This window comes from Sphingomonas sp. (genome assembly GCF_017304615.1).
GTDB lineage: Bacteria > Pseudomonadota > Alphaproteobacteria > Sphingomonadales > Sphingomonadaceae > Sphingomonas.
Genome location: NZ_JAFKLZ010000002.1, coordinates 126,036 through 150,681 on the forward strand (window position 1 = coordinate 126,036; position 24,646 = coordinate 150,681).

25 protein-coding genes are annotated in these 24,646 nt (G+C 65.5%); 14 read left to right on the forward strand and 11 right to left on the reverse strand.

Going from position 1 to position 24,646, the window contains the following annotated elements:
• Position 1: 1 nt before the first annotated feature.
• From J0J06_RS08820 to J0J06_RS08835, 4 genes are all read right to left on the reverse strand, one after another.
• On the reverse strand, positions 2-625 hold the full coding sequence (locus J0J06_RS08820; RefSeq protein WP_294041142.1) for a glutathione S-transferase family protein: 624 nt from the start codon (positions 623-625) through the stop codon (positions 2-4).
• Positions 626-793: 168 nt separating this feature from the next.
• Positions 794-1,666, reverse strand: a complete 873-nt coding sequence (locus J0J06_RS08825; RefSeq protein WP_294041143.1) for a dienelactone hydrolase family protein — start codon at positions 1,664-1,666, stop codon at positions 794-796.
• 244 nt (positions 1,667-1,910) lie between these two features.
• On the reverse strand, positions 1,911-4,229 hold the full coding sequence (gene clpA, locus J0J06_RS08830) for an ATP-dependent Clp protease ATP-binding subunit ClpA (protein ID WP_294041144.1): 2,319 nt from the start codon (positions 4,227-4,229) through the stop codon (positions 1,911-1,913).
• Positions 4,230-4,368: 139 nt separating this feature from the next.
• A complete protein-coding gene (locus J0J06_RS08835; RefSeq protein ID WP_294041146.1) occupies positions 4,369-4,563 on the reverse strand; it encodes a DUF1192 domain-containing protein in 195 nt (64 codons plus the stop codon).
• 46 nt (positions 4,564-4,609) lie between these two features.
• On the opposite strand from J0J06_RS08835, the gene J0J06_RS08840 reads away from it, so the two are divergent.
• The 6 genes from J0J06_RS08840 to J0J06_RS08865 all read left to right on the forward strand — a co-directional run bounded on the left by J0J06_RS08840 (position 4,610) and on the right by J0J06_RS08865 (position 9,680).
• Complete coding sequence (locus J0J06_RS08840; RefSeq protein WP_294041148.1) at positions 4,610-5,605, forward strand: NAD(P)H-quinone oxidoreductase; 996 nt, start codon at positions 4,610-4,612, stop codon at positions 5,603-5,605.
• Between the two features lie 19 nt (positions 5,606-5,624).
• Positions 5,625-6,227, forward strand: a complete 603-nt coding sequence (locus J0J06_RS08845; protein ID WP_294041150.1) for a hypothetical protein — start codon at positions 5,625-5,627, stop codon at positions 6,225-6,227.
• A gap of 86 nt (positions 6,228-6,313) precedes the next feature.
• Positions 6,314-6,931: a glutathione S-transferase family protein gene (locus tag J0J06_RS08850; RefSeq protein ID WP_294041152.1), complete on the forward strand. Its 618-nt coding sequence runs from the start codon at positions 6,314-6,316 to the stop codon at positions 6,929-6,931.
• Between the two features lie 98 nt (positions 6,932-7,029).
• A complete protein-coding gene (locus J0J06_RS08855) occupies positions 7,030-7,884 on the forward strand; it encodes a UDP-2,3-diacylglucosamine diphosphatase (RefSeq protein WP_294041154.1) in 855 nt (284 codons plus the stop codon).
• A gap of 5 nt (positions 7,885-7,889) precedes the next feature.
• Complete coding sequence (locus tag J0J06_RS08860; RefSeq protein WP_294041156.1) at positions 7,890-8,906, forward strand: glycosyltransferase family 1 protein; 1,017 nt, start codon at positions 7,890-7,892, stop codon at positions 8,904-8,906.
• Positions 8,907-8,999: 93 nt separating this feature from the next.
• Positions 9,000-9,680 (forward strand): DUF1013 domain-containing protein, encoded by a 681-nt coding sequence (locus J0J06_RS08865; protein WP_294041157.1) that lies wholly within the window; start codon positions 9,000-9,002, stop codon positions 9,678-9,680.
• 140 nt (positions 9,681-9,820) lie between these two features.
• Here the strand turns inward: J0J06_RS08865 and arsC are convergent, their stop codons facing one another.
• From arsC to J0J06_RS08880, 3 genes are read right to left on the reverse strand one after another with little or no spacing between them, the layout of a single operon-like run.
• Positions 9,821-10,228, reverse strand: a complete 408-nt coding sequence (gene arsC / locus J0J06_RS08870; protein ID WP_294041159.1) for an arsenate reductase (glutaredoxin) — start codon at positions 10,226-10,228, stop codon at positions 9,821-9,823.
• Positions 10,225-10,896: an MIP/aquaporin family protein gene (locus J0J06_RS08875; RefSeq protein ID WP_366931205.1), complete on the reverse strand. Its 672-nt coding sequence runs from the start codon at positions 10,894-10,896 to the stop codon at positions 10,225-10,227. The genes arsC and J0J06_RS08875 overlap by 4 nt, the downstream gene beginning before the upstream one ends.
• Positions 10,881-11,216, reverse strand: coding sequence for a metalloregulator ArsR/SmtB family transcription factor (locus J0J06_RS08880; RefSeq protein WP_294041161.1), 336 nt, complete (start codon positions 11,214-11,216; stop codon positions 10,881-10,883). Before J0J06_RS08880 ends, J0J06_RS08875 begins: the two co-directional genes overlap by 16 nt.
• Before the next feature lie 158 nt (positions 11,217-11,374).
• Between J0J06_RS08880 and J0J06_RS08885 the strand changes: the two genes are divergently transcribed.
• The 6 genes from J0J06_RS08885 (at position 11,375) to J0J06_RS08910 (ending at position 17,842) form a co-directional block, all read left to right on the forward strand.
• Positions 11,375-12,469, forward strand: a complete 1,095-nt coding sequence (locus tag J0J06_RS08885; RefSeq protein ID WP_294041163.1) for an MBL fold metallo-hydrolase — start codon at positions 11,375-11,377, stop codon at positions 12,467-12,469.
• 82 nt (positions 12,470-12,551) lie between these two features.
• Positions 12,552-13,739: a hypothetical protein gene (locus tag J0J06_RS08890; protein WP_294041164.1), complete on the forward strand. Its 1,188-nt coding sequence runs from the start codon at positions 12,552-12,554 to the stop codon at positions 13,737-13,739.
• 91 nt (positions 13,740-13,830) lie between these two features.
• On the forward strand, positions 13,831-15,516 hold the full coding sequence (locus J0J06_RS08895) for a diguanylate cyclase (RefSeq protein WP_294041166.1): 1,686 nt from the start codon (positions 13,831-13,833) through the stop codon (positions 15,514-15,516).
• A gap of 55 nt (positions 15,517-15,571) precedes the next feature.
• Positions 15,572-15,775, forward strand: a complete 204-nt coding sequence (locus J0J06_RS08900) for a hypothetical protein (protein WP_294041168.1) — start codon at positions 15,572-15,574, stop codon at positions 15,773-15,775.
• 25 nt (positions 15,776-15,800) lie between these two features.
• Positions 15,801-17,483, forward strand: coding sequence for a long-chain fatty acid--CoA ligase (locus J0J06_RS08905; RefSeq protein ID WP_294041170.1), 1,683 nt, complete (start codon positions 15,801-15,803; stop codon positions 17,481-17,483).
• 116 nt (positions 17,484-17,599) lie between these two features.
• Entirely contained in the window at positions 17,600-17,842 is a 243-nt protein-coding gene (locus J0J06_RS08910; RefSeq protein ID WP_294041172.1) for a hypothetical protein, read from the forward strand.
• Between the two features lie 57 nt (positions 17,843-17,899).
• Here J0J06_RS08910 and J0J06_RS08915 read toward each other — a convergent pair whose 3' ends face one another.
• The 4 genes from J0J06_RS08915 to sdhC form a co-directional block, all read right to left on the reverse strand.
• Positions 17,900-18,910, reverse strand: a complete 1,011-nt coding sequence (locus J0J06_RS08915) for a C13 family peptidase (protein WP_294041174.1) — start codon at positions 18,908-18,910, stop codon at positions 17,900-17,902.
• Between the two features lie 184 nt (positions 18,911-19,094).
• Complete coding sequence (sdhA, locus tag J0J06_RS08920) at positions 19,095-20,897, reverse strand: succinate dehydrogenase flavoprotein subunit (protein ID WP_294041176.1); 1,803 nt, start codon at positions 20,895-20,897, stop codon at positions 19,095-19,097.
• A complete protein-coding gene (gene sdhD, locus J0J06_RS08925; protein WP_294041178.1) occupies positions 20,894-21,298 on the reverse strand; it encodes a succinate dehydrogenase, hydrophobic membrane anchor protein in 405 nt (134 codons plus the stop codon). Before sdhD ends, sdhA begins: the two co-directional genes overlap by 4 nt.
• The gene (gene sdhC, locus J0J06_RS08930) at positions 21,298-21,738 is read right to left on the reverse strand and encodes a succinate dehydrogenase, cytochrome b556 subunit (RefSeq protein WP_294041179.1); all 441 of its coding nucleotides are present in this window, start codon (positions 21,736-21,738) and stop codon (positions 21,298-21,300) included. Before sdhC ends, sdhD begins: the two co-directional genes overlap by 1 nt.
• Positions 21,739-21,931: 193 nt before the next feature.
• On the opposite strand from sdhC, the gene J0J06_RS08935 reads away from it, so the two are divergent.
• Entirely contained in the window at positions 21,932-23,257 is a 1,326-nt protein-coding gene (locus J0J06_RS08935; protein ID WP_294042443.1) for a methyl-accepting chemotaxis protein, read from the forward strand.
• Positions 23,258-23,279: 22 nt separating this feature from the next.
• Positions 23,280-24,644, forward strand: a complete 1,365-nt coding sequence (locus J0J06_RS08940) for a methyl-accepting chemotaxis protein (RefSeq protein ID WP_294041181.1) — start codon at positions 23,280-23,282, stop codon at positions 24,642-24,644.
• Positions 24,645-24,646: the final 2 nt, after the last annotated feature.

The window sequence follows — 24,646 nt, forward strand, 5'->3', positions numbered from 1 at the left end:
ATCAGGCGAGCTGGTTGGTCTCCATCAGCGCATCGTCCAGCTCGCTCGCCCGCTTGCAGGCATCGCGCGACGTCAGCCGTTCGGCATAGGCGGCGAAGGCGTCGCGTTTGGGGATCGAGCCGAATTGCGTGCCCCAGATCACCTGGCTGCCGACATAGACGTCGGCCATCGTGAAGGCGTCCCCCGCGACGTAATCGCGCGCCGATACCGCCTGTTCGAGCACGTCGATCGCCTGGTCATAGCTGCCGTAACCGAACGTCCGGCGCTGGTCGGCCGAGGGCACGAATCCGGCCGTGTTGTTGGTCACCGCCGCTTCGACCGGTCCCGCGGCGAAGAACAGCCAGCGATAGTAATCGGCGCGGTCGGCGAGTGCGGGCGCGAGGCCCGCATCGGGAAACGCATCGCCCAGATACGCGCAGATCGCGGCGCATTCGGTGATCACCTTCCCGTTGTGCGCGATCGCCGGGACCTTCCCCATCGGATTGATCGCGAGATAGTCGTCGCCCTTCATCGTGTCGGCATAGTTCATCACGCGCACTTCGTAGCGCGCGCCGACTTCCTCCAGCGCCCAGCGCGCGATCCGCCCGCGCGACATCGGATTGGTGTAAAGAATCAGGTCGCTCATCGATCTTCTCCGTTAGAACAAATAGAGAACATACTTAATCCAACAATGCAAGCTTTGTATAGCCCCTCCCCTTCAGGGGAGGGGTTGGGGTGGGGCAGTCACGGGCGGTGTCCTCTGCGAGGCATCCCCCACCCCGTCCGCTCCCCTAAAGGGGAGGGGCTTTGAAGGTCACAGCGCCGTCTTGAACAGCGCCAGCATCCGGGCCCACGCTTTCTCGGCCATCGCGGCATTGTACACGCGGCTGTCGGGCGGGCACCAACCATGCATCGTACCTTCGTACACCTCGATTTCGGCGGGCAGCTTGGCGGCGGCGAAAGCAGCCTTGAGCACGTCCTTGTCGCCCGGCGCCTTGGCATCGTCATTGGCGGCGATCGCGATCAAATAGCTCGCCTTCATCAGGGGGATCAGCTGGTTGGGGCTGTCGAGCTTGTCGCCGACAAGGCCTCCGCCATGGAAGGTCGCGCCGGCCTTGACCCGCGCGGCGTTGGACGCGGCGGTGCGGAACACCATTGGGCCGCCCATGCAATAGCCGGTGGTCGCGAGCCCGCGTTTGGTGTCGACCTCCCCCTGCGCGTCGAGCCAGGCGGTGAAGGCGGTCGCGTCGCGCACGGTGCCGTCGGGGCTGAGCGCCTGGGTATAAGGCATGATCCGCGCGCGGACATCGGGCTGGTCGAACGATTCGCCGGGCTTGATGAACGGCGTGGCGGTCGAGCGGTAGAACTGGTTCACGACCAGCACGGAATAGCCCGACTGCGCCAGCCGATCGGCCATCTGGCGGAACGCGGGCCGCAGCCCCATGATGTCGGGCCAGATCAGCACGCCGGGCGCCTTGCCGGTTGCTGGGGCGACGAAATAGGCGTCGCATGTGCCGTCCGGGGTCTTGATCGCGACGTCGCGGCCCTTGATCGCGGCGGCGTTGGCGGGGACCGGCATCATCGCCATCAGCCCGGCGATGCCCGCCATCGTCCCGAACTGCCGCCGGGAGGGATGGACGCTGGCGAGGAAGCGATCGTTATCGGCCGCGGTGTGTTCGTCGCACATGTCTCTCTCTCCCGAGTCGTGGTTTCGGGGGAGCATAGGCTGAAGAGGTGCGGGCGCGAAGGCGAGATGGCCCCCGACATCCCCCGTTCGCCCTGAGCTTGTCGAAGGGCCGTTCTTCCCTCTGATCACAACACGAGAAGTGCGGTGCTTCGACAAGCTCAGCACGAACGGAATAGGTTGATCACGCGCACGAAAACGGGCCGGGAATCGCTTCCCGGCCCGCCGTTCGATACTCAGATTGGCCTTACTTGGCTTCGGCCTTGACCGTCTTGCCGCCCTTCTTGCCCGGTTTCTTGGGCGCGGCGGGTTCGATCGCGAAGGTCAGCGCGCCGTCCTTCATCTTCACCGTCACTTCGCCGCCATGGACGAGCTTGCCGAACAACAATTCCTCGGCGAGCGGCTGCTTGATCTTTTCCTGGATCAGGCGGCCCATCGGGCGCGCGCCGTAGAGCTTGTCATAGCCCTTCGACGTCAGCCACGCCTTCGATTCGTCGTCGAGCTGGATGTGGACGTTGCGGTCCGCCAGTTGCAGTTCGAGCTGGAGGATGAACTTGTCCACCACCCGCGCGACCACTTCGGGCGGCAGGTAACCGAACGGAACGATCGCATCGAGGCGGTTGCGGAATTCCGGCGTGAACATCTTCTGCACCGCCTGCTCGTCCTCGCCCTCGCGCGTGAGGTTGCCGAAGCCGAGCGTCTCGCGCGCCATGTCGGACGCGCCGGCGTTGGTCGTCATGATGAGGATCACGTTGCGGAAATCGACCGTCTTGCCGTGCTGGTCGGTCAGGCGGCCATGATCCATCACCTGCAACAGGATGTTGAACAGATCCGGGTGCGCCTTCTCGATCTCGTCGAGCAGCAGGACGCAATGCGGCTGCTGGTCTACGGCATCAGTGAGCAGACCGCCCTGGTCGAACCCGACATAGCCCGGAGGCGCGCCGATCAGCCGGCTGACCGAGTGGCGCTCCATATATTCGGACATGTCGAATCGCTGGAGCGGGATGCCCATGATCGACGCCAGCTGGCGCGCGACCTCGGTCTTGCCGACACCGGTGGGGCCGGTGAACAGATAGTTGCCGATCGGTTTTTCGGGATCGCGCAGGCCCGCGCGGCTCAGCTTGATCGCCGACGACAGCTTCTCGATCGCGTCGTTCTGGCCGAACACCACGCGCTTCAGGTCGGTTTCGAGCGTCGCGAGCGCGAGCGTGTCGTCCTTCGACACCGATTTCGGCGGGATGCGCGCCATCGTCGCGATCACCGCCTCGATCTCCCTGGTGGTGATCGTCTTCTTGCGCTTCGACGGCGGCACCAACATCTGCATCGCGCCGACTTCGTCGATCACGTCGATCGCCTTGTCGGGCAATTTCCGGTCGTTGATGTAGCGCGACGACAGCTCGACCGCGGCCTTGATCGCGTCGGGCGTGTACTTGACCGAATGGTGATCCTCGAACGCCGAGCGCAGACCCGCGAGGATCTTGATCGTATCCTCAATCGTCGGTTCGTTAACGTCGATCTTCTGGAACCGGCGCAGCAGCGCGCGGTCCTTTTCGAAATGGTTGCGGAATTCCTTGTAGGTGGTCGAACCGATGCAGCGGATCGTCCCGCCCGACAGCGCCGGCTTGAGCAGGTTCGACGCGTCCATCGCCCCGCCGCTGGTCGCGCCAGCGCCGATCACGGTGTGGATCTCGTCGATGAACAGGATCGCGTCGGGGAGCTTTTCGAGCTCGTTGACGACCGCTTTCAGCCGCTCCTCGAAATCGCCGCGATACCGCGTGCCCGCAAGCAACGCGCCCATGTCGAGCGAATAGATCACCGCGGGCTTGAGCACGTCGGGCACGTCGCCCTCGATGATCTTGCGCGCCAGCCCCTCGGCGATCGCGGTCTTCCCGACGCCGGGATCGCCGACATAGAGCGGGTTGTTCTTCGACCGGCGGCACAGGATCTGGATCGTCCGATCGACCTCGGCCATGCGCCCGATCAACGGGTCGACCTTGCCGTTCCTGGCCTTTTCGTTGAGGTCGACGGTGAATTGCTTGAGCGCCGACTCAGACTTGCCCTTTTCAGACTTGCTCGGCTTTTCCTCGTCGCTCGCGCCCTTGGGCGTGGAGCTTTCGGTCGGCGCGCCGCCCTTGCCGACGCCGTGGCTGATGAAGCTGACCGCGTCCAAACGGCTCATGTCCTGCTGCTGCAGGAAATAGACCGCATAGCTCTCGCGTTCGCTGAACAGTGCGACCAGCACGTTCGCCCCGGTCACTTCGTCGCGGCCCGACGACTGGACGTGCAGGATCGCGCGCTGGACGACGCGCTGGAAACCGCTAGTCGGCGACGGATCGGTTGCCTTCTCGACTTTCAGCGCGTCCAGTTCGGTGTCGAGATAGTGGGCGACCGTGGTGCGCAGGTCGTCGAGCTCGACGCCGCACGCGGACATGACCTTCGACGCATGTTCGTCGTCGATCAGCGCGAGCAGCAAGTGCTCCAGCGTCGCATATTCGTGGCGGCGCGACGATGCGGCTTCGAGCGCCTTGTGGAGCGTGTTTTCGAGCGCGGAGGCGAAACTCGGCATTAGACTTGTACTCCTGACGGGCCGCATGGACGCGCGGCCCTTTGCCCTAATGTCGGGTGGGAGGGGCCTCGCATCAAGCGCTGGCCAAAATCCGCATCGTCATGTCGGCAATCCGCCGGCGCGAAGATGCGGTTCGCGCTCATCGCTTGAATAGCTCGTCAGCGATTGCGCGATGGTTAACGGCGCGTTGTTTGTGCCGGTTAACGCGCGCGATCTCGCCCTCCAGCGTCGCGACGCGCGCCTCAAGCTCGGCGACCGACAGCGGATCGAGGTCCTGTTTGACCAGGAGCGCGAGCGGATCGCCGGGCCGCGGCAGATTCTCGTCGGAATCCATGTGGCGAAACGTTGACCGGGGAGGAGGCGAAGTCAATAACGATGCGATGATTCCAAAGATGATGCGGGCGATCGACCCCGAAGCGCCCGGTGGTCCCGAGGTTCTGACGGTCGTCGAGCGGCCGGTGCCGACGCCCGGCGAGGGCGAGGTGCTGATCAGGGTGGCCGCCGCCGGAGTGAACCGCCCCGAAGTGCTGCAGCGGATGGGGATGTATCCTCCGCCGCCGGGGGCGCCATCGATCCTGGGGATGGAAGTCGCGGGGACAATTGTCGCGACTGGCGGCGGCGTCGAACCGGAACTGGTCGGCCAACCGGTCTGCGCGCTGATCGCAGGCGGGGCCTATGCGGAATATGCCGTCGCCCCTTACGGCCAATGCCTCCCCGTACCCGAAGCGCTCAGCACGGCCGAAGCGGCGGCGATGCCCGAAACCCTCTTCACCGTGTGGATCAACCTCTTCGAGCGCGGCTTCGCGGCCGAAGGGGATACGGTGCTCATCCATGGCGGCACCAGCGGCATCGGCACGATGGCGATCGCCTTGTGCAACCTGTTCGGCGTGACCGTCATCGTCACCGCCGGGTCCGACGACAAATGCGCGGCGGCGAAGGCAATCGGCGCGGATCACGCAATCAATTACAAGACGCAGGACTTCGTCGCCGAGGTGAAGGCGATCACCGGCGGCGCGGGCGTCGCGGTGGTGCTCGACATGGTCGGCGGTGACTATGTCGCGCGCAACATGCAGTGCCTGGCCGATGACGGCCGCCACGTCTCGATCGCGGTACAGGGCGGCGCGATGGCGACGATCCCGGTGTTCGAGGTGATGCGCCGCCGCCTGACGCTGACCGGATCGACGCTGCGCCCGCGCTCGGTCGCGTTCAAGACCGCGGTCGCCGACGAACTCGCGCGGACGGTCTGGCCGTTGGTCGCCGAGGGCAAATTGAAGCCGGTGATCGACCGCACCTATGCGCTGGCCGACGCGCCCGACGCGCATCGACGGATGGAATCGGGGGGCCATGTCGGCAAGATCGTGCTGACGATGGACTGACACCAAAGCAGGGGGACCCATGGAAGTGGATGATGGGGCCGCGGTTGCGGCGCCGGGACGTTGGCCGCAGGCGATACTGGCGGCGATCGTGGTGGTGGCGTTCCTGGCGGCGCAGTTATTGTCCGACCGGCCGCAATTACCGCTCAAGCGGCCGTGGATCGACCATGTCGCCGACCTGCCGGTCGGCTCGGACCTCGATCGGTACACAAGCTATGCCTACGCCACCACCGCGATCCTGCCCACGGGGCGACGGCTGACGGTGCCCGAACTCAACCGCCAGATGGCGGCGCTGAGGGATCCGAAGCCGCCCACGGACGTGCCGGCCAAACTGGGCTATTCGATCACCGAATATGTCGCGCTGGCCATGCCGTTCTTCGCGCAAAAGGATTTCGGCTACACGCTCTATGTCGATGACGGCGGGCAATACATGTACTTCGCCCCGCTCGGCGACGAAGGCATCGCCAAGCTGCGCGAGGAGCTGAAGACGCCGATCGGTGAGGACTACACCTTCCGCTGGTGGAACCACATGTGGGGCTGGATTCCGCTGCTGGCGCTGATCGGGATCGTCGTGCTGGAAGTGCGCCGGGCGCGAATCAAGCGATTGCACTCGGGCATTCTATAAGTGGCGTTGATCGATCGCGCGGCGGATTTGGTTGGCAGCGGCTCACCTGCGGTGGCACGGATCGCGCATCAAAAGGGAGGGAGCGCGTGGCCAATCTGATCCTGCACGAATATGCCCGGTCGGGAAATTGCTACAAGATCCGCCTGACCGCGGCACATCTCGGTCTCGCGCTCGAACGGCGCGAATATGACATCATGCAGGGCCAGACACGGACCGCGGATTTCCTGAGCGACGTGAACGCCAACGGACGAATCCCCGTGCTCCAGGTCGGCGACGATTACCTGCCGGAAAGCAACGCGGCGTGCTGGTATCTGGCGGACGGGTCCGACCTGATCCCCGCCGACCGCTTCGACCGCGCCGACTTGCTGCGCTGGATGTTCTGGGAACAGTATAACCACGAACCCAATGTCGCGACCCTACGGTTCTGGCACGGCTGGGTCGGCGAGGAGAATTTCACCGACCTGCAGCACGCCATGCTGCCCGCCAAGCGCGAGGCGGGCGAGGCTGCGCTGACCTTAATGGACGAGCATCTGGGCCGCGCACCGTTCTTCGTCGGCGGCCGCTTCAGCCTCGCCGACATTGCACTCTACGCCTATACCCATGTGTGCGAGGATGGCGGGTTCGAGCTTCGCCATTACCCCAACGTCCAGGCGTGGATCGCCCGCGTCGCCACGCTGCCCGGGCACATCACGATCGACGCGTGAAAGTGTCGATTATGACAAGTCGGTGAAATCGCACCGATTCCGATTGTAACAATTCGCCGCCATAGGCCCCGAACGTCAGCAATGCAGGGGCCTGGCGGATGAACGACCTCCGTAACTTCGCGCGCGATTTCGCCAACTCACAACCCGCGATACCCGAACGGGTAATCTGCCGGCGGCGGCAATATCGCACGATCTGGATCAGCGACGTCCATCTCGGCACGCGCGGCTGCAACGCCGAAATGCTGATCGACTTCCTCGACCATGTCGACAGCGAGAAGATGTACCTGGTCGGCGACATCATCGACGGCTGGCGGCTGAAGAAGAAGCTGCACTGGCCCGCCACGCACAACGACGTGGTGTGGCGCCTGCTGAAGCGCGCCAAGCGCGGTGCCGAGGTGATCTATATCCCCGGCAATCACGACGAGCTGGTCCGCCAGTTCTGCGGACTCGATTTCGGCGGCATCGCGATCCGCCGCGACGACGTCCACGTCACCGCAGACGGCCGCAAGCTGCTCGTCATGCACGGCGACGAGTTCGATGCGATCATGCTGTCGCACCGCTGGCTCGCCTATCTCGGCGATGTCGCATACGAGGCAATGATGGGGCTCAACCGGTTCGTCAACGCCTGGCGCCGGCTGTTCCGCCTGCCGTATTGGTCGCTGTCGAAGCACGCCAAGGCCAAGGTCAAGAACGCGGTAGAATTCATTTCCCGGTACGAGGAAGTGGTCGCGCAAGCCGCTGCCCATCGCGGGGCGAACGGCGTGGTATGCGGGCACATCCATACGGCGGAATTTCGCGACATCGACGGGATCGCCTATTACAACGATGGCGACTGGGTCGAAGGCTGCACCGCTCTGGTCGAGCATTTCGACGGCCGCATGGAGATTCTGCACTGGGCCGACGAAATCCAAAAGCGACAAGCGCCCGCCCCGTCACTGATGCTGGCGGCCTAGAGCACGTGCGGATCGCCATCGTCACCGACGCCTGGGCTCCGCAGGTCAACGGTGTGGTCCGCACGCTTCAGTCGGTCCGCGCCGAACTGGAGAAAATGGGGCATGAGGTGCTGGTGATCTCGCCGGACCTTTTCAGTTCGATCCCCTGTCCGACCTATCCGGAAATTCGGCTAGCCTTCGCTTCGACCGGGGCGGTCGGCACGATGCTGGAGGAGTTCAGTCCCCAGGCGGTGCACCTTGCGACCGAAGGGCCGGTATGCCTCGCCGCGCGCCGCTGGTGCCTGCAGCGCGATTTCCCCTTCACCACCGCCTATCACACGCAATTTCCCGATTACGTCGCGGCGCGCACGGGCCTGAACCCCGAATGGGTGTGGCGCTATATCAAGTGGTTCCACGGACCCGCCCAGTCGATCTTTGCAGCGACGCCGTCGATCGAGGCAGCGTTGCGCGCGCACGGCCTGACGCGGATCCGGCGCTGGGGTCGCGGCGTGGACCTAGCGACCTTCGCCGGCGCGGCACCGGACCCGGCGATCCGCGCGCTGCCCGGCCCGGTGATGCTTTATGTCGGCCGCATCGCGATCGAAAAGAATATCGAGGCGTTCCTGACCGCGAAGCATCCCGGCAGCAAGGTGCTGGTCGGTGACGGCCCCGCGCTCGCCAGCCTGAAGGCCAGGTTCCTGCAAGCGCACTTCCTCGGCCCCAAATACGGCACCGACCTCGCCGCCGCCTATGCCGCTGCCGACGTGTTTGTCTTCCCTAGCAAGACCGACACGTTCGGGCTGGTGATGATCGAGGCGCTGGCGAGCGGCGTGCCCGTTGCCGGCTATCCAGTGACGGGCCCGGTCGATGTGCTGACGCCGCAGGTTGGCGCAATGGCCGACGACTTGGACACCGCGATCGCCGATGCTCTCACCCGCGACCCCGCCGCCTGCGCCGCGTACGGGGGGAGCTTCACCTGGGCGACCAGCGCGCGCCAGTTTCTTAACGCGCTCGTGCCCCTGCCGGAGGCGGCCGCCGCGTGATGCTTGCCCTGACGGCGCAGAAGCATTAAGTCGCGTCCACGACACGGCCGCTCCGCGAGGGGCGGCCCTATTTATTTCTGACGGAGAAATTCAGTGGCCCAGCCGCTCATGCCGCACGCGACCGCTTCCTGGCTGGTCGACAACACCTCGCTCTCGTTCGAGCAGATCGCCGAGTTTTGCGGCCTGCATATCCTGGAGGTAAACGCGATCGCCGACGATACCGCGGCGACGAAGCTGACCGGGCGTGATCCGGTGCGCGCGCACGAACTGACGCAGGAAGAGATCGATAAGGGTCAGGCCGACCCGAACTACGTGCTCCAGATGCTCAAGGGACCGGAGCAGGTCCGCCGCACCAAGGGTCCGCGCTATACGCCAGTGTCGAAGCGACAGGACAAGCCAGACGGCATCGCCTGGATCATCCGCAACCATCCGGAAATCACCGACGGCGCGATCAGCAACCTGATCGGCACGACGCGCACGACGATCGCTGCGATCCGCGACCGCACGCACTGGAACATCGCCAACATCGTGCCGAAGGACCCGGTGACGCTTGGTCTCACGACGCAGCGCGAGCTCGACGCGGCAGTGGCGAAGGCGGCGAAGGCGGCGGGCCTCGAAGCCCCGGTCGATACGCGCCTGGAGGGCGACCGCGAGGCGCTGATCGAACAGCTCCGCGCCGAACGCGAACAGGCCGCCCGCGACGCCGAAGCGGCGGCGGAAGGTGGCGAGGCCGGCCCGGTCGAGCATACCGCGGAGACGCTGTTCAAGAGCTGAGCGAAGGGCCGGCCATTCCCGGCTCGGTGGGCAGCATCGGCTCAGCTGGCCGGCAGATGAGCCGCTCTCGGCTCGATCCGGCCGACGGCTTTGCCGTCGGCTACGCGCGAAATTTATGCGAAATCCTGTATTGCGGGCGGTCAGCTGCGCACGACTTCGCCATCTTCCTTGATGAATTCGCCCGGCCCCCGTCCCAGCAAGGACAATACCGTCTCCGAAGGCCGGCACAGCCTCACGCCCAACGGAGTAACGACGATGGGCCGGTTTACCAGGATCGGGTGCGCGACCATGGCGTCGATGATGGTGTGGTCGCCGATCGACGGATCGAGCAGGCCGAGTTCGACCGCAGGCGTGCCCTTCTCGCGCATCGCTGCGCGCGGCGTGGCGCCCATGGCGGCGAACAGGGCATCGAGTTGCGGGCGTGTCCACCCGACCTTGCGATACTCGACGACAGTCGGCGCGTATCCGGCTGCCTCGATCATCGCGAGCGTGTTGCGCGACGTGCTGCAGTCGGGGTTATGATAGATGGTGATCGGGAATTCGCTCATTGCGGCGCTTCTTCCTGATAGAGCCAGACGAATAACGGCACGGCAACCAGCACGCCGGCAAGCTGCCCGGCGATGAACAGCGGAACCGACGCCGGCGCGATACCGGCGAAGGTGTCGGACAAACTCCGCGCGATCGTGACGGCAGGGTTGGCGAACGATGTCGACGCGGTAAACCAATATGCAGCGGTGATGTAGAGTCCCACCGCGCCCGGCGTGACGTCCGGTCGTTTCGCCTTCGTCGCGTGGATTATCGCGATCAGGCCGAACGTGGCGACAAGTTCGGCGAACCCTTGGGCGACACCCGGCCGAAGTTTGATCGAAACCTGGATGATCGGTTCGGCGAACATCGCATGGGCGATCCATACGCCGATGATCGCGCCCGCCCCCTGCGCAATGACGTAAAAAGTCGCCGTCCGCGCATCGGCCTGGCGCTGCAACAACGCCGCGAGCGTGACGGCGGGATTGAAGTGTGCGCCCGAAATCGGGCCGAACATATGAATAAGCACGACCAGACCCGCACCCGTCGCGATCGTGTTGCCCAGCAAGGCGATGGCGCCGTTACCGCCCGACAGCCGCTGTCCCATAATGCCCGAGCCGACAACGATCGCGAGCAGCATCGCCGTGCCCAGAAATTCGGCCGACAGCCGCCGCATCATTGATCGCAGCACGACATCGCCTCGACCAGCGATCCGCATATTTCGGGGCGGCCGGCGCAACAATCGGCCACGAGGAACCCAAGCAGATCGCGCATTCCATCATAATCGGCCGAATAGATGATCGAACGGCCGTCGCGACGCGACCTAACCAACCCGGCGTGCCCTAGGATCGCCAGATGAGTGGAGAGTGTGTTGGGCAGCATGCCGATCTCGCGCGCGATTTCCCCAGCCGGCGCACCTTGGTGGCCCGCCCGGACCAGCAGGCGAAAGACGGCCAGCCGGTTCGTGTGCGCAAGTGCCGACAGCGCCGCGACGGCCTCGGGAAGAAGCATGTCAAGCCGTTTGGACATCAATATTTCGAATAATCCAGAAATATCGAATAGTCAAAAAGGATAGCCGACTCGCTATCGGCCAGCGCTCGCTGTTGCGCGGCAGCGCCCCTTCAGACTCCCCACTTTCCCCTCCCCCAATCCGTTGCTACCCGCAACTCATGGCCACCGCCCGCACCGATGCCGCGTTCGTCGCGGATGAAAGCTTCGTTCCGACCAGCCACAAGGGCCTGACCTATCCGTTCGGCAGCGCGGAACCCGCCGACGGCGAGGTGATGACGGTCGCCCCGGGGGTGCGCTGGGTACGGCTGAAGGTTCCCGGACCGCTCAAGCACGTCAATTGCTGGCTGATCGATGACGGCGACGGCGTCGCTCTGGTCGATGCCGGAATGAACCGGACCGAAAGCCGTGATGCGTGGAAGGCGGTGTTCAAAGGGCCGCTGGCGGGCACGCGCGTCACGCGGATGATCGGCACGCACTTACACCCCGATCATATCGGGCTGGCCGGGTGGATGTGCGATCATCACGGCGCGCCGTTGTGGATGACGCGCGGCGAGTGGCTGACTGCGCAGATGCTGATCGCCGATGCGCGGCCGGAAACGCCGAAGGAAGTCAGCGACTATCGCCACGCCGCCGGATGGACCGACGAGCAGATCGAGATCGCGGCGCAAACCGGCTGGGCCAATTTCGGGCGGATCGTGCGACCGATGCCGATGTCATATCGCCGTATGGTCGATGGCGAGACGTTTCCAATCGGTGGGCGCTGCTGGCGCGTCGTCGTCGGATCCGGACACAGCCCGGAACATGCCTGCCTGCTGGATGAGGAAGCTCGCATATTCATCGCGGGCGACCAAGTGCTGCCGCGGATCAGCCCCAACGTATCGGTCGGGATCACCGAGCCGCAGGCCGACCCGCTGGGTGACTGGTTTGCCTCGATCGCTAAGCTGAAACGCGAAGTGCCCGCCGACGTGTTGACCTTGCCCGGCCATGGCGACCCGTTCACGGGGCTGCACAACCGGCTCGACGCGATGGACCGCGAGCATCACGAACGGCTCGACGAATTGGAGGCGTTCTTGGCGATCGAGCCGCGCCGTGCCACCGATTGCTTCGGGCGGCTGTTCCGCCGTGCGATCGGGCAGGAAATGCTCGTGATGGCGACTGGCGAAGCGATCGCGCACCTTCGCCGGCTGGAGGTCGAGGGACGCGCGGTTCGCGAAACTGGTGACGACGGGGTATGGAGGTGGGGGACGGTCTGACCCGCGCCGGCGCGTCGGGTCTGTCCAATAGGCGGCGGGAAAATCGCGATAGTCTTTCGGCCGGTAACGAGGGAGACGGGTCATGCGGCATTTCGTGTTGTGGACGACGAGCATTGCGACGCTGGCGGCGGGAATCGGTTATGCCGCCCCGGCCGGGACCGGCGGACCCGTCGCCCGCTACCAGATGGATGTCTCGACCACGTCCGGCTTCGGCGCGGGCGGGGTCAATCCGATGAAGATGATGATGGGTGGCGGGGGCGGCAATTCGATCGCGCGCACCATGATCCTGCGGCTCGGATCGACGCTGGCGGCGAACGGCGCGCCGAGCGCCGACCATTTCCTGCCCGCCGGCATGAACATGGGGCCGTCGGTGCCGCTGGTCACGCCGCAGGTATCGCGGGAGTCCGAACCCACCGAATTCAAGCGGCCCAAGGGCCGGCTGCTGCTGTTCTGGGGATGCGGGCCGCACGCCGGGCCGGGCCAGCCGGTCGTGATCGACTTCGCGAAACTGGCGCAGGGGCAATTCCCGCCGGGGCTGTTTTCCGTCACGGTGCCGGTCGATCGCGGACCGACCTTCGCCAATTCGCGGACCTATGGCGACTGGCCGAACGGCAAGTCGAAGGCGACGGTGAAGCCCACATCGTCGCTGATCGGCGAGCATCGCATCGCCGGCAATTACAGCCCGGAGATCAAGTTCGCGCTCGACCAGGATTTCATGGCCGGCCTCAGCGCGCGGAGCCAGGCGCAAGGGGACGGATCGCAGATGCTGAATTGGGGGTCGATCCCGAACGCGACCGGTTACTACGCCTGGCTGTTCGGCGCGAAGGACATGAGCAACGACAGCGCCGAAATGGTGTGGTGGACGTCGGCCAGCGCCAAGGAATTCGGTGGCGGGCTGACCGACTGGCTGCCGCCGGCGACCGTCGCCAATCTCATCACGCGCAAGGTCGTAATGCCGCCGACCCAGACGAGCTGCCAGATCCCCGCCGAGGTAAAGAGCGCCGCCGGCGGGTTCATGATGACGCAGCTCTACGCCTACGGTCCGGAACGCAATTTCGCCTATCCGCCGCGGCCGGCCAATCCCAAGACGCCGTGGAAGCCCGAATGGACCGCGTCGGTGCGTTATCGTTCGAACACGACGGTGATCGCCGGGATGCCGGGCATGGACTCGGCCGACGACAATGGCGGGCGCGGCAACAATGCCGGCAACGGCGACCAGCCCAAGAAGTGCAAGCCGCGCATCACGCTCGGCGGGTTCAAGCCCTGCTGACCGCCAACGGTGGGGGGCGGCGCATGCCGCCTCCACCGTTGGAAGCGCGTGATTTACCAATAATTTGTCCCTGGCCGCTAGGCCGGGGGCCATGGGGCGTATCGGCCATCTGTTTTTCGTATGTGCGCTGTTCGCCGCTTTCGTGACGAGTTTCGCCGCATCCCCGGCGCGCGCGCAGAGCGCGGTGACGGGCGTTCCCCTGTCGGTCTGCGTCGCGCGAGTCGCCCCGGGCGACAAGGCCGCCAGCATGTTCGCGGCGAAAGGCCGGTTCGACTGCGCCACGCCGCAGACCAAATTCCACAATGGCGACTATTGGGTACTCTCCCAGCCGCTGGACAATATCGCCGATGCCGCCGACCGCGATCGTGTCCGCATCGCCAGCCTGTGGCAGGAACGCGTCACGCTCTACGCACTCTATCCCGACGGCACGCTGCGCGGCTGGACCTATGACGGTGCCGCGACCAGCCGCCACCTTCAACTCGGCGCAATGATCCAGTGGCGGCTCGACCCCAAGCTCGGCGCACCGGCGCGACTGTTGTGGCGAGTCGACGGCAGCGCCAATCTGCGCGGCATTATCGTCGCGCCCCGGCTGGCCACGCCGGCCCAGGCATCGCGGGCGAATATCGAAATGGCGGCGCTGTATTCGGGGTTCACCGGGCTCTGCATCGCGCTGTTGATCTACAACCTCGCCATGTGGGGCGCGCTGCGCCATCGGTTCCAGCTCGCCTACTGCGCGATGGTGCTGTCGCTGTTGCTCTACGGCTTCACCTCATCGGGCGGGCTGGCCTGGGCCAACCCGGCGATGCTCAACAACGACCGGCTGCGGTTCAACTACATTTTCCTGGCCTGCGCCGCGGCGACGGCCTTCATGTTCGCGCGCGCGTTCTTCCCGTCCGCGGTGACGTCGGGATGGGTGTCGCGCGCGGCTAACGCCCTGACCGCCCTGTCGCTGACCGCGATGGTCGCGTTCGCGTTACTAGCGCCGTGGCAGATCCGGCTGCTCGACACCTTCTACACCCTCAGCTTCGCGGTGCTGATCGTGGCCGTGCTGCCGATCATCATCCGCGCCCGCATCGAACGCAGCCCCCATTTGTGGCTGTTCGCCATCGCCTGGGCGGCGCCGATCGTGTTCGCGGCGCTGCGCCTGCTCGCCAATCTGACGCTGGTGCGGTGGAGTTTCTGGCTCGACAATTCGACGATCTTGGCCATGGCGTTCGAGGCGATCGTGTCGACGCTGGCGATCGCCTATCGCATCCGCCTGCTCAGCATCGAACGCGACGAGGCGATCGAGCGCGAGATCATCGCCGCGCGGCTGGCCGATACCGATCCGCTGACCGGTCTGCTCAATCGCCGCGCGTTCATGCGTAAGGCGATCGGACGATCGGGCGAACAGTCGATGATCCTGACCGACCTCGATCATTTCAAGCGCGTCAACGAAACGCTGGGGCATGACGGCGGCGACGAGGTGCTGCGCCGGTTCGCGCGCGTCCTGCGCCAGGCGGCGCCGACCGGCGCGCTGATCACGCGGATGGGTGGCGAGGAGTTCGCGATCCTGTCGCCGGCCGAGCGTGCCGTAGCGCCCGACACGATCCTGGAACGCCTGCGCGCCGCGCGGATGCCGTTCGACGTCCAGGTCACCGCCAGCATCGGCGCATGCACCGGCCCTCTCGCCACCGAGGCGGACTGGAAGGAAATGTATCGCCGCGCCGACCGCGCTTTGTTCGAGGCGAAACAGGCCGGCCGCGACCGCGCGCGCTTCGCCCCGCTCGCCGCCTAACGATCCTCCACAAAATCCCTTTGTCGCCGGACGCGACCTCGCATATGGTAAACGCATGCGGAAGCAGCGGCGGACCATTCTGATAGCGGCGGCGGTGCTGGCCATCGTCGCGGTCGCGCGTCACCCGACCGCAGACGTCGAAATCCTGACGCATCAGGTGGGCGACCCCTCACCGCGCAAGGTCGAGGCGGCGATCGACCTGGGTGTCGTCGCGGTCAAATTCCTGCTCACCTGGACGGCGAATCGGGTAGTTTCCTAACCTTCGCGCGCTTACATCGGTGTCAATGACCGATCCGGAGAGCATCTGGCGTAGCGCCGCCTATCTTCACCCGACGCCCTGGGCGACGGAGTTCCCGCCGCTGGCGCTGACCACGATGTTCGAGGAATCGGCCGCGCGGCACGGCGACAGGCCGTTGATCGATTTTCTCGGCCGGCATTATTCCTATGCGGAGACGCTGGACGGCGCGAACCGAGTCGCGGCGGGGCTGGCGAAGCTCGGTTACGGGCCGGGCGACCGCCTTGGGCTGTTCCTGCCCAACGTGCCGCACTACCTCGCGGCCTATTACGGCATCCTCAAGCTCGGCGCGACGGTGGTCAATTTCTCGCCACTCTACACGGTCGACGAGCTGGCGCATCAAGTCGAGGATTCGGGCACGCGCGCGCTGTTCACGCTGTCGGCGGCGGCGCTGCTGCCGACCGCGCTCAAGGTGCTGGACAGGTCGAGCATCGAGCGGCTGATCGTCGGATCGGTCGCGGGCGCGCTGCCACCCACCAAGTCGCTATTCTACCGGCTGTTCCGCGGGAAGGAGGTGGCCAAGCGCCCTCACGATCCGCGTATCATGGCCTTCTCCAAGCTGATCGCCAATGACGGCGCCGGTGACCATCCGGCGATCGACGCAGAGAACCATGTCGCGGTGATCCAATATACCGGCGGCACCACCGGCACACCCAAGGGGGCGATGCTGACTCACCAGAACCTGTCGGCCAACGCCCGACAAGTCGAGGGCATGGACCCGGAGCCGGGCGGCGAGGACCGGATCATCGGCGTGCTCCCACTGTTCCATGTCTTCGCGAATACCTGCGTGATGAACCGGACGGTCGCGAACGGCGGCATGATCGTGATGCTGCCGCGGTTCGACGGGGCGCAGGTGCTCGCGGCGATCGAGCGGACCAGGGCGACCGCGTTGCCGGGCGTGCCGACTATGTATCAGGCGCTGCTCGACCATCCCAAATTGAAGACCACCGACCTGTCGAGTCTGCGATATTGCATCTCCGGCGGCGCGCCGCTGCCCGCCGAGGTCAAGGCGAAGTTCGAAGCGGCGACGGGTGGCCGGGTGATCGAAGGCTATGGCCTGTCGGAAACGTCCGGCGTCGTCTCGTGCAATCCCTATGCGAGCATGGGCAAGGTCGGCAGCATCGGCCAGCCGATTCCCGCGACGCATGTCCGGCTGGTCGACAAGGAAGACCCGTCGCGCCCGGCACCCGAGGGCGAACCCGGCGAGATCGTCGTTCGCGGACCGCAGATCATGAAGGGTTACTGGAACCGGCCCGACGCCGACCGCGACGTGTTCGTGGAGGGGTGGCTGCGCACCGGCGATGTCGGGGAGATCGACGCGGACGGTTTCATCCGCGTGGTCGACCGGCTCAAGGACATGATCGCCGTGTCGGGCTTCAAGGTCTTCCCCAGCCAGATCGAGGCGGTGCTGTACAAGCATCCCGCGGTGAAGGAGGCGCTGGTGATCGGCGTGCCCGACGCCTATCGCGGCGAACAGCCCCGCGCCTATGTAACGCTGACCGACGGCGCGACCGCGACGCCCGACGAGATCAGGACATGGCTCAACGCCCAGCTCGGCCATCACGAGCGCGTCGATCAGGTGGTGATCCGCCTGACGCTGCCCAAAACGCTGGTCGGCAAGCTCAGCCGCAAGGAGCTGGTCGACGAAGTGAGGGCCGAATCGACCGGGTGAACCCAATTAGTCATTTGATCGCAACAAAATAACCGGATGACGCGTTTCGGACCTATCGGCGGTTGTGTGCCGGTCAGGTCGGTGCCATTGTTGCACTGCAATAAAGGGAGACCATCATGAGGTTCGCGAAGTATCTGGGGGCGGTAGCAGCCCTGTCGATGGCCGCGGCGCCGGCTTTGGCCGCCCCGGCCAACCCTGCCGCCAGCCTGTCGGTCGCCAAGTCGGTACGCGCATCGGCGCCGACCAAGAACGCCAGCCAGCTCCACGGGGCGGGCATCTTCCTGGCCGCAGCGGCGGTAGTCGGGATCGTGGTCGCGATCGTGCTGATCGCCGACGACAACAAGTCGAAGAGCCCGTAAGCTAGTCGATAATGAATACGGAAAAGGGGGGGCTGCGGCCCCCTTTTTTGTACCCGCTTACTTGCCGTCGAAGATCGTGATCGCCGGGCGGCCGACCAGCGGCGTCGCAGTCTTGGGCATCTTCGCCTCGAGCGGAGCGAGCCAGGTCGAAACCTTGCTGCCGATCGAAATCTGCGGCTGCGAGGGGATGATGTCGCTGCTCATCGCTTCCCATTTGGCGATCAGCGCCAGCGCATTCTCGCCCGCCTTGGCGAGCGGCACCGGTTGCCGCAGCGCGTTGTTGATCATCGCGTCGCCATAGAAGGTCCAGTCGCGGTCGGACTGGCAGCCGAACGACGTGCGGTCGGCCGAGGCGGCGGTGAACAGCGCCGTGGTGTCGCTCGACAAGGTCGGCACGAAGATTCCGGAGAAGCACGCCGACAGGATCAGCAGGCGGTTCTCGATCCCGAGCTCATCGAACATCCGCGCCATCCGCGCCGGCGGGATGATGCCGAACCCGTCGTCGGCGTCGTGATAGGCCAGGCCCACCTTCGCGCCATGCCCGGCGGTGTAGAGGACGAGCACGTCCTGCTTCTTGTCCATCAGCTCAGCGACGCGCGCGAGGGCGACCCCCAGGTTGCGGGGGGAGCCGTTGGGCAGCGCCGACGGCCCGCTGCCGTCTGTCCCCGCGAGCACGATCGTGCGCCCGGCCGCATTGTAGCGGCGGCTGAGCACCTTGCCCGCCTCGCGCGCTTCGCGGCCGAAGATCGGGTCGCTGTCGAGCCCGACGACGACGACATAGGCGTCGACCACGCCCGGCTTTTGCGGGCCGAGCGCCGCGAGCGCCTTGTCGAGCTTGCGCTGTTCGTCGAGCAACCATTTGGGCGAACGGTCGCGTTCGAGTTCCGGCCCGAGATCGAGCGACGCCGTCGCCTCGGCCTCGTTGGTGCCGGAGACGAGGCCCGGCCAGCCGCCGACATGCTCGGGTGCCTTATAGGGCGTGGTCGATTGCCCGGTCGCCGATGCCGTGACCGCGAGCGACACCGCCAGCACGCTCGCCGTTCGCGCGACCTTACCCCACCACCGCATATGCTTCGCCCCTGCCGGAAATCGATCGGACGACCTTCGCGCGCGGCGGGGCGGTGTCAAGCGGCGACACGACGAGATTTACTAGGCATGGGCAAAGCCCATGCCGTCGGCCGCTGCTTTTGGCAGCGCCGGCCGGGCTTGGCCGCGGGCGGCGATTAGCGTGCGCTAATCGCCTCGGCCAAGCTCAATAAACCCGCTTCTTCGGCTTGATATACTCCACATCGTCCGTGAGCGTGTAGTCGTGGACCGGGCGGTAATCGAGGCTGACGCTCCCGCCCTTGCCGCCCCAGCCGTCGAACGTCGCGATGGTGTGCTTCATGAAATTCTTGTCGTCACGCTCGGGATAATCCTCGTGCATGTGCGCGCCGCGGCTTTCCTTACGATTGGCCGCGCCCCGGATCGTGACGATCGCCTGACCGAGCAGGTTATCGAGTTCGAGCGTCTCGACCAGGTCGGTGTTCCAGATCAGCGACCGGTCGGTGATGCCGACATCGCCCAGCGACTTGTACACCGCATCCATGTGCGTCACGCCTTCGTCGAGCAGCGCCGTGTCGCGGAACACCGCGCAATGCTTCTGCATCGTGCGCTGCATGTCGAGGCGAATTTGCGCGGTCGGGGCGGCGCCCTTCGCATTGCGGAAATGGTCGAGCCGTTCGATCGCCTTGTCGTCCGCGGCGGAGACGGGCGCGCCGTGCTTGGTATTGGGCTTGAGGATGTCGGCGATTCGCTTGCCGGTCGCGCGGCCGAACACGACGAGATCGATCAGCGAGTTGGAGCCGAGCCGGTTGGCGCCGTGGACGCTGACGCACGCCGCCTCGCCCACGGCAAACAGGCCGGGCACCACGGCATCGGGATCGCCGTCCTTCAGATGGACGACCTCGCCGTGATAGTTCGTGGGGATGCCGCCCATATTGTAGTGGACGGTCGGCGTGACCGGCAGCGGCTGGCGCGTCAGGTCGACGCCGGCGAAGATCTTCCCCGTCTCGGTGATGCCGGGCAGGCGCTCGTGCAGCACCTTCGGATCGATGTGATCGAGGTGGAGGTAGATGTGATCCTTGTTCGGGCCGACGCCGCGCCCTTCGCGGATTTCGGCCGCCATCGATCGCGACACGACGTCGCGCGACGCCAGGTCCTTCGCCGAGGGGGCATAGCGTTCCATGAAGCGCTCGCCCTCGGAATTGGTCAGATAGCCACCCTCGCCGCGCGCGCCCTCGGTGATCAGCACGCCCGCGCCGTAAATGCCCGTCGGGTGGAACTGGACGAATTCCATGTCCTGCAGCGGCAATCCGGCGCGTAGCACCATCCCGCCGCCATCGCCGGTACAGGTGTGCGCCGAAGTCGCCGAGAAATAGCAGCGGCCATAGCCGCCCGTCGCCAGCACGGTCGCATGGCTGCGGAAGCGGTGGATGCTGCCATCCTCCATGCACAGCGCGATCACGCCCTTGCACTCGCCACCTTCCATGATGAGGTCGAGCGCGAAATATTCGATGTAGAAATCGGCGTCGAAGCGCAGGCTCTGCTGGTAGAGCGCGTGGAGCATCGCATGGCCGGTGCGGTCGGCGGCGGCGCAGGTCCGCTGCGCGGGTGGCCCCTCGCCCATGTTCTGCATCATGCCGCCGAACGGGCGCTGATAGATCTTGCCCGCGTCGGTGCGGCTGAACGGCACGCCGGCATGTTCGAGTTCATAGACCGCCGCCGGCGCCTCGCGGACCATATATTCGATCGCGTCCTGGTCGCCGAGCCAGTCCGACCCCTTGACGGTGTCGTACATGTGCCAGGTCCAGTGATCCGGACCCATGTTGCCCAGGCTGGCGGCGATGCCGCCCTGCGCCGCGACGGTATGGCTGCGGGTCGGAAACACCTTGGTGATGCACGCCGTCTTCAGGCCGCTTTGCGCGCATTCCTGCACCGCGCGCAGGCCCGATCCGCCCGCGCCGACGACCACCGCGTCATAGGTGTGGTCGATGATCTTGTACGCGTCGCTCATCCTGCCGCCGGCCCCGCTGCTGCTACCGTGAACAATGCCGCCTTGAGGATCGAGAAGATCGCGGTGACGGCGATGATGGCGAGGAAATATTCGGCGATCAGCAGCCACGCGACGCGACCCTCATCATCCTGATAATCCTCGATCAGCACCTGCAGCCCCAGCCGCGCGTGCCAGCAGGTCGAAATGACCAGCAGGATCAGCGGCACGGCATTCCAACTCAACCGAATCCAGTCGTGGACCGCGTTATATTCGAAATTCGGTAGCCGGGTCAGCGTGAACATGAACCAGGCGAGGAAGAACAGGTTCGATCCCGCCGTCACGCGCTGGCGCCACCAGTGATGCGCGCCTTCCTTGGCGCTGCCTAGGCCGCGGACGCGGCCGAGTTCGGTACCGTCGCCCATTATTTGGTCCCTGCGATAGCGGCGAGAATGACGTCCTTGAGGAGGATCCCCCAGAACAGGATGGTGAGGATCGCGGCCCCGACGAAGGTCAGGATTGCGCCGGTCTTGTTGGCCTCGAGCTCATAGCCCGCGCCAGTGTCGAGCACGAGGTGACGAATGCCGCTCATCATGTGCTGGAACAGCGAATAGGTCAGCCCGACCCCGACGACGTAGCCGAGCACATTCCAGCCCGGCCCGGTGAACCAGGACAGGAAATAGTCGTAGCTTTCCTTCCCCGCCGCGAGCGACGCCAGCCACCAGGTGAACAGCAATCCACCGACGATCGCCAGCCCGTCGCCGGTGATGCGGTGGACGATCGACGCCGTCATGGCGGGACCCATGCGATAATGGCCGAGATGCGGCGAAATGGGACGGTCAGGTTTGGGCGGAACAGTGGCCAAGGAAAATACCCCTGCAAGGATGCGTGCGCCCTCTTACCCCTGATGCTTCGCGATGCAAGCCATCCCCCGAAATCCTAACCTCTCTTTAACCACGGCCGCTGTAGCTCTTGCCCGTAAACCGTCGCGTCGGCGGGCACGCTGGAAATCGGAGCAATTCGCCTTGAACGTCAACGACCTGCCCCCTGCCGAGACGATGGCCGCCAAGGTCCGCCTGTCCGAGCGGCTGCGCATCTTCGATTTCGACGGCTCGCTGGCCAGCGCCAGCCGGGATGTCTGGACGGTAATCGAACCCGATATTCGGGAGATTTCCGAAGCCTATTGGCAGCAATGGCTGCGGTGCTTCGCCGACGATCGCGTCTGGGCGCCGCACGAGACCCAGAAGATGATCGACCTGGGCGTCGATTTCCTGCGTCTGCGTTTCCTCAATACAAGCGAGCGCGGCTGGGTCGAATCGATCGCCCGCTCGGTCGCCGCGGCCTATGCCGGCAAGGTCGAGCCCGAAGCCCTGCTCTCGATGATCAATGCGAGCGACCGCGCCGCTCTCGACAGCCTGATGCGCCGCGTCGATCGCGAGGACGCGAAGTTGCCGATGATGATCGACACGCTGCTGCGCCTTTCCGCAATGGAAGGAGACATCACCGTCGCGCTCTACAACAGCTATGTCGAACACGCCGCGCAGACTTATCGCGAGGCGCTCGCCGCCGAATTCCGCGACGGCATCGCCGCCGTCGTCGAGCGGTCCAGCCTGGAAAGCCATTCGCTGCGCGACCAGTCGATCCGCACGTCCACGTCCGCGCGCGGCATGATCGGCAAGACCTCGGAAGTCGCGGCGGCAGCCGAGCAATCGGCAGTCGCGATGCGCGAGGCGGCGCAGACCGCCGCTGGCCTCATCCGCGCGATCGAGGACGCCCGCACCGAAGTCGAGGCCGCCGCTGAAATCGCCAACCGTGCCAGCTCGCAAGCGGGTCAGGCGGTCGGCATGTCCGAGGCCCTGTCCGATCACGCCAAGTCGATCGAATCGATCCTGGGTCTGATCCGCGACATTGCGGGGCAGACGAACCTGCTCGCGCTCAACGCGACGATCGAGGCAGCCCGCGCGGGCGATGCGGGCCGTGGCTTCGCGGTCGTCGCGCAGGAAGTGAAGTCCCTCGCCAACCAGACCGCACGCGCGACCGACGACATCGCTGCCAAGATCGCCGCGATCCAGTCCGCCACGCGTTCAACCGTCGACACCAACGCATCGATCAAATCGACCGTCGCCGAAGTGCAGGAGTCCGCCAACCGCATTCGTTTCGCGATGGAGGCGCAAGCGCAGACCGTCACCGCGATCACCGCCGCGGTCGATGAAACCGCGCTCGCCGCCGATTCGATGTCGAACACAATCGCAACCATTCGCGAGGATACTGAAGCGGTGGCGACGGAAATCGACGGCGTGGGCAAGGGATTCGATTCGCTCGACGGGCAACTCGGCCAGCTCAAGGCCAGCGCCAGCGATTTCGTGGTCAAGGTAGCGGCATAAGATCCACATCCCGGAGAGGGGCATGAGCGAGCAACGGCCAGTCACATGGCCCCAGGAACTCGAAGCATCGCTCCGGCGTGACTTGCCGGCGTTCGATTGGGACGGCCAGATCGGCCCGCTGACCGCCGAGATCGCACCGATCGTCGCGCCGCACTATCGCCGCATCTGCGAAATATTCTGGGACCATTATCTCGCGCACCCGGCGGCGGCGCCAGTCCGCGGCTATTACACCGCCGACCGGCTGGAAAAGGCGGTCGAAGCCAGCGTCGTCTATATGCGCGCCAAGTTCGAAAAGCCGCTGGGCCGCGACTGGATGGAAATGGCCTGCGCCCATGCTCGCGATTCGGAACGCGCGGGCATGCCGCTGGCGGCGCAACTCGCTTCCCTCACCGCCTCCTACCAGGCGACGGTGAACGTGGTCGCGACCGCCTGCTCCGGCGATACCGAACGACTGGCGCGATATGTCGACGTGATGCAGCGCGTATCGGCGGTCGAGGCGCATGTCCTCACCAGCTATATTTCGCAACTGGTCGAGCATCGGTCGCGAAAGGCGCGATTGGCGAGGTCCGAGAAATTCCGCGAATCGATCGCCGGGTCGATCGCATCCGCCGCCGAACTGGGCACGCAGATTCGAGCGCAGGCCGGCCGCACGTCCGACTCCGCCAAGGGCATGATCGGCAAGACCTCGGAAGTCGCGGCGGCGGCCGAGCAGTCTGCGGTGGCGATGCGCGAGGCGGCGCAGACCGCGGCGGGGCTGATCCGCGCGATCGAGGATGCCCGCACCGAAGTCGAGGCCGCCGCCGAAATCGCCAACCGTGCCAGCTCGCAAGCGGGTCAGGCGGTCGGCATGTCGGAAGCGCTGAGCGATCACGCCAAGTCGATCGAATCGATCCTTGGCCTGATCCGCGACATTGCCGGCCAGACCAACCTCCTCGCGCTCAACGCGACGATCGAAGCGGCTCGCGCAGGCGATGCGGGTCGCGGTTTCGCGGTGGTCGCGCAGGAAGTGAAATCGCTTGCCAACCAAACCGCACGCGCCACCGACGACATCGCTGCCAAGATAGCCGCGATCCAGTCCGCGACGCGTTCAACCGTCGACACCAACGCGTCGATCAAGGCCACCGTCGCCGAGGTCGAGGAGTCCGCCAACCGCATCCGTTTCGCGATGGAAGCGCAAGCGCAGACCGTCAGTTCGATCACCGCCGCGGTCGATGAAACTGCGCTCGCCGCCGATTCGATGGCGCACATCATCGCCACGATCCGCGAGGACACCGAAAACGTGGCGCGCGAAATGGGCGCGCTCGCCGACAATGTCAGCGACGTCGACGACCGGCTCGGCGGGCTGAAGGGCGCCGCCGACGATTTCTCGGCGGGCGTGGCGGCCTGACC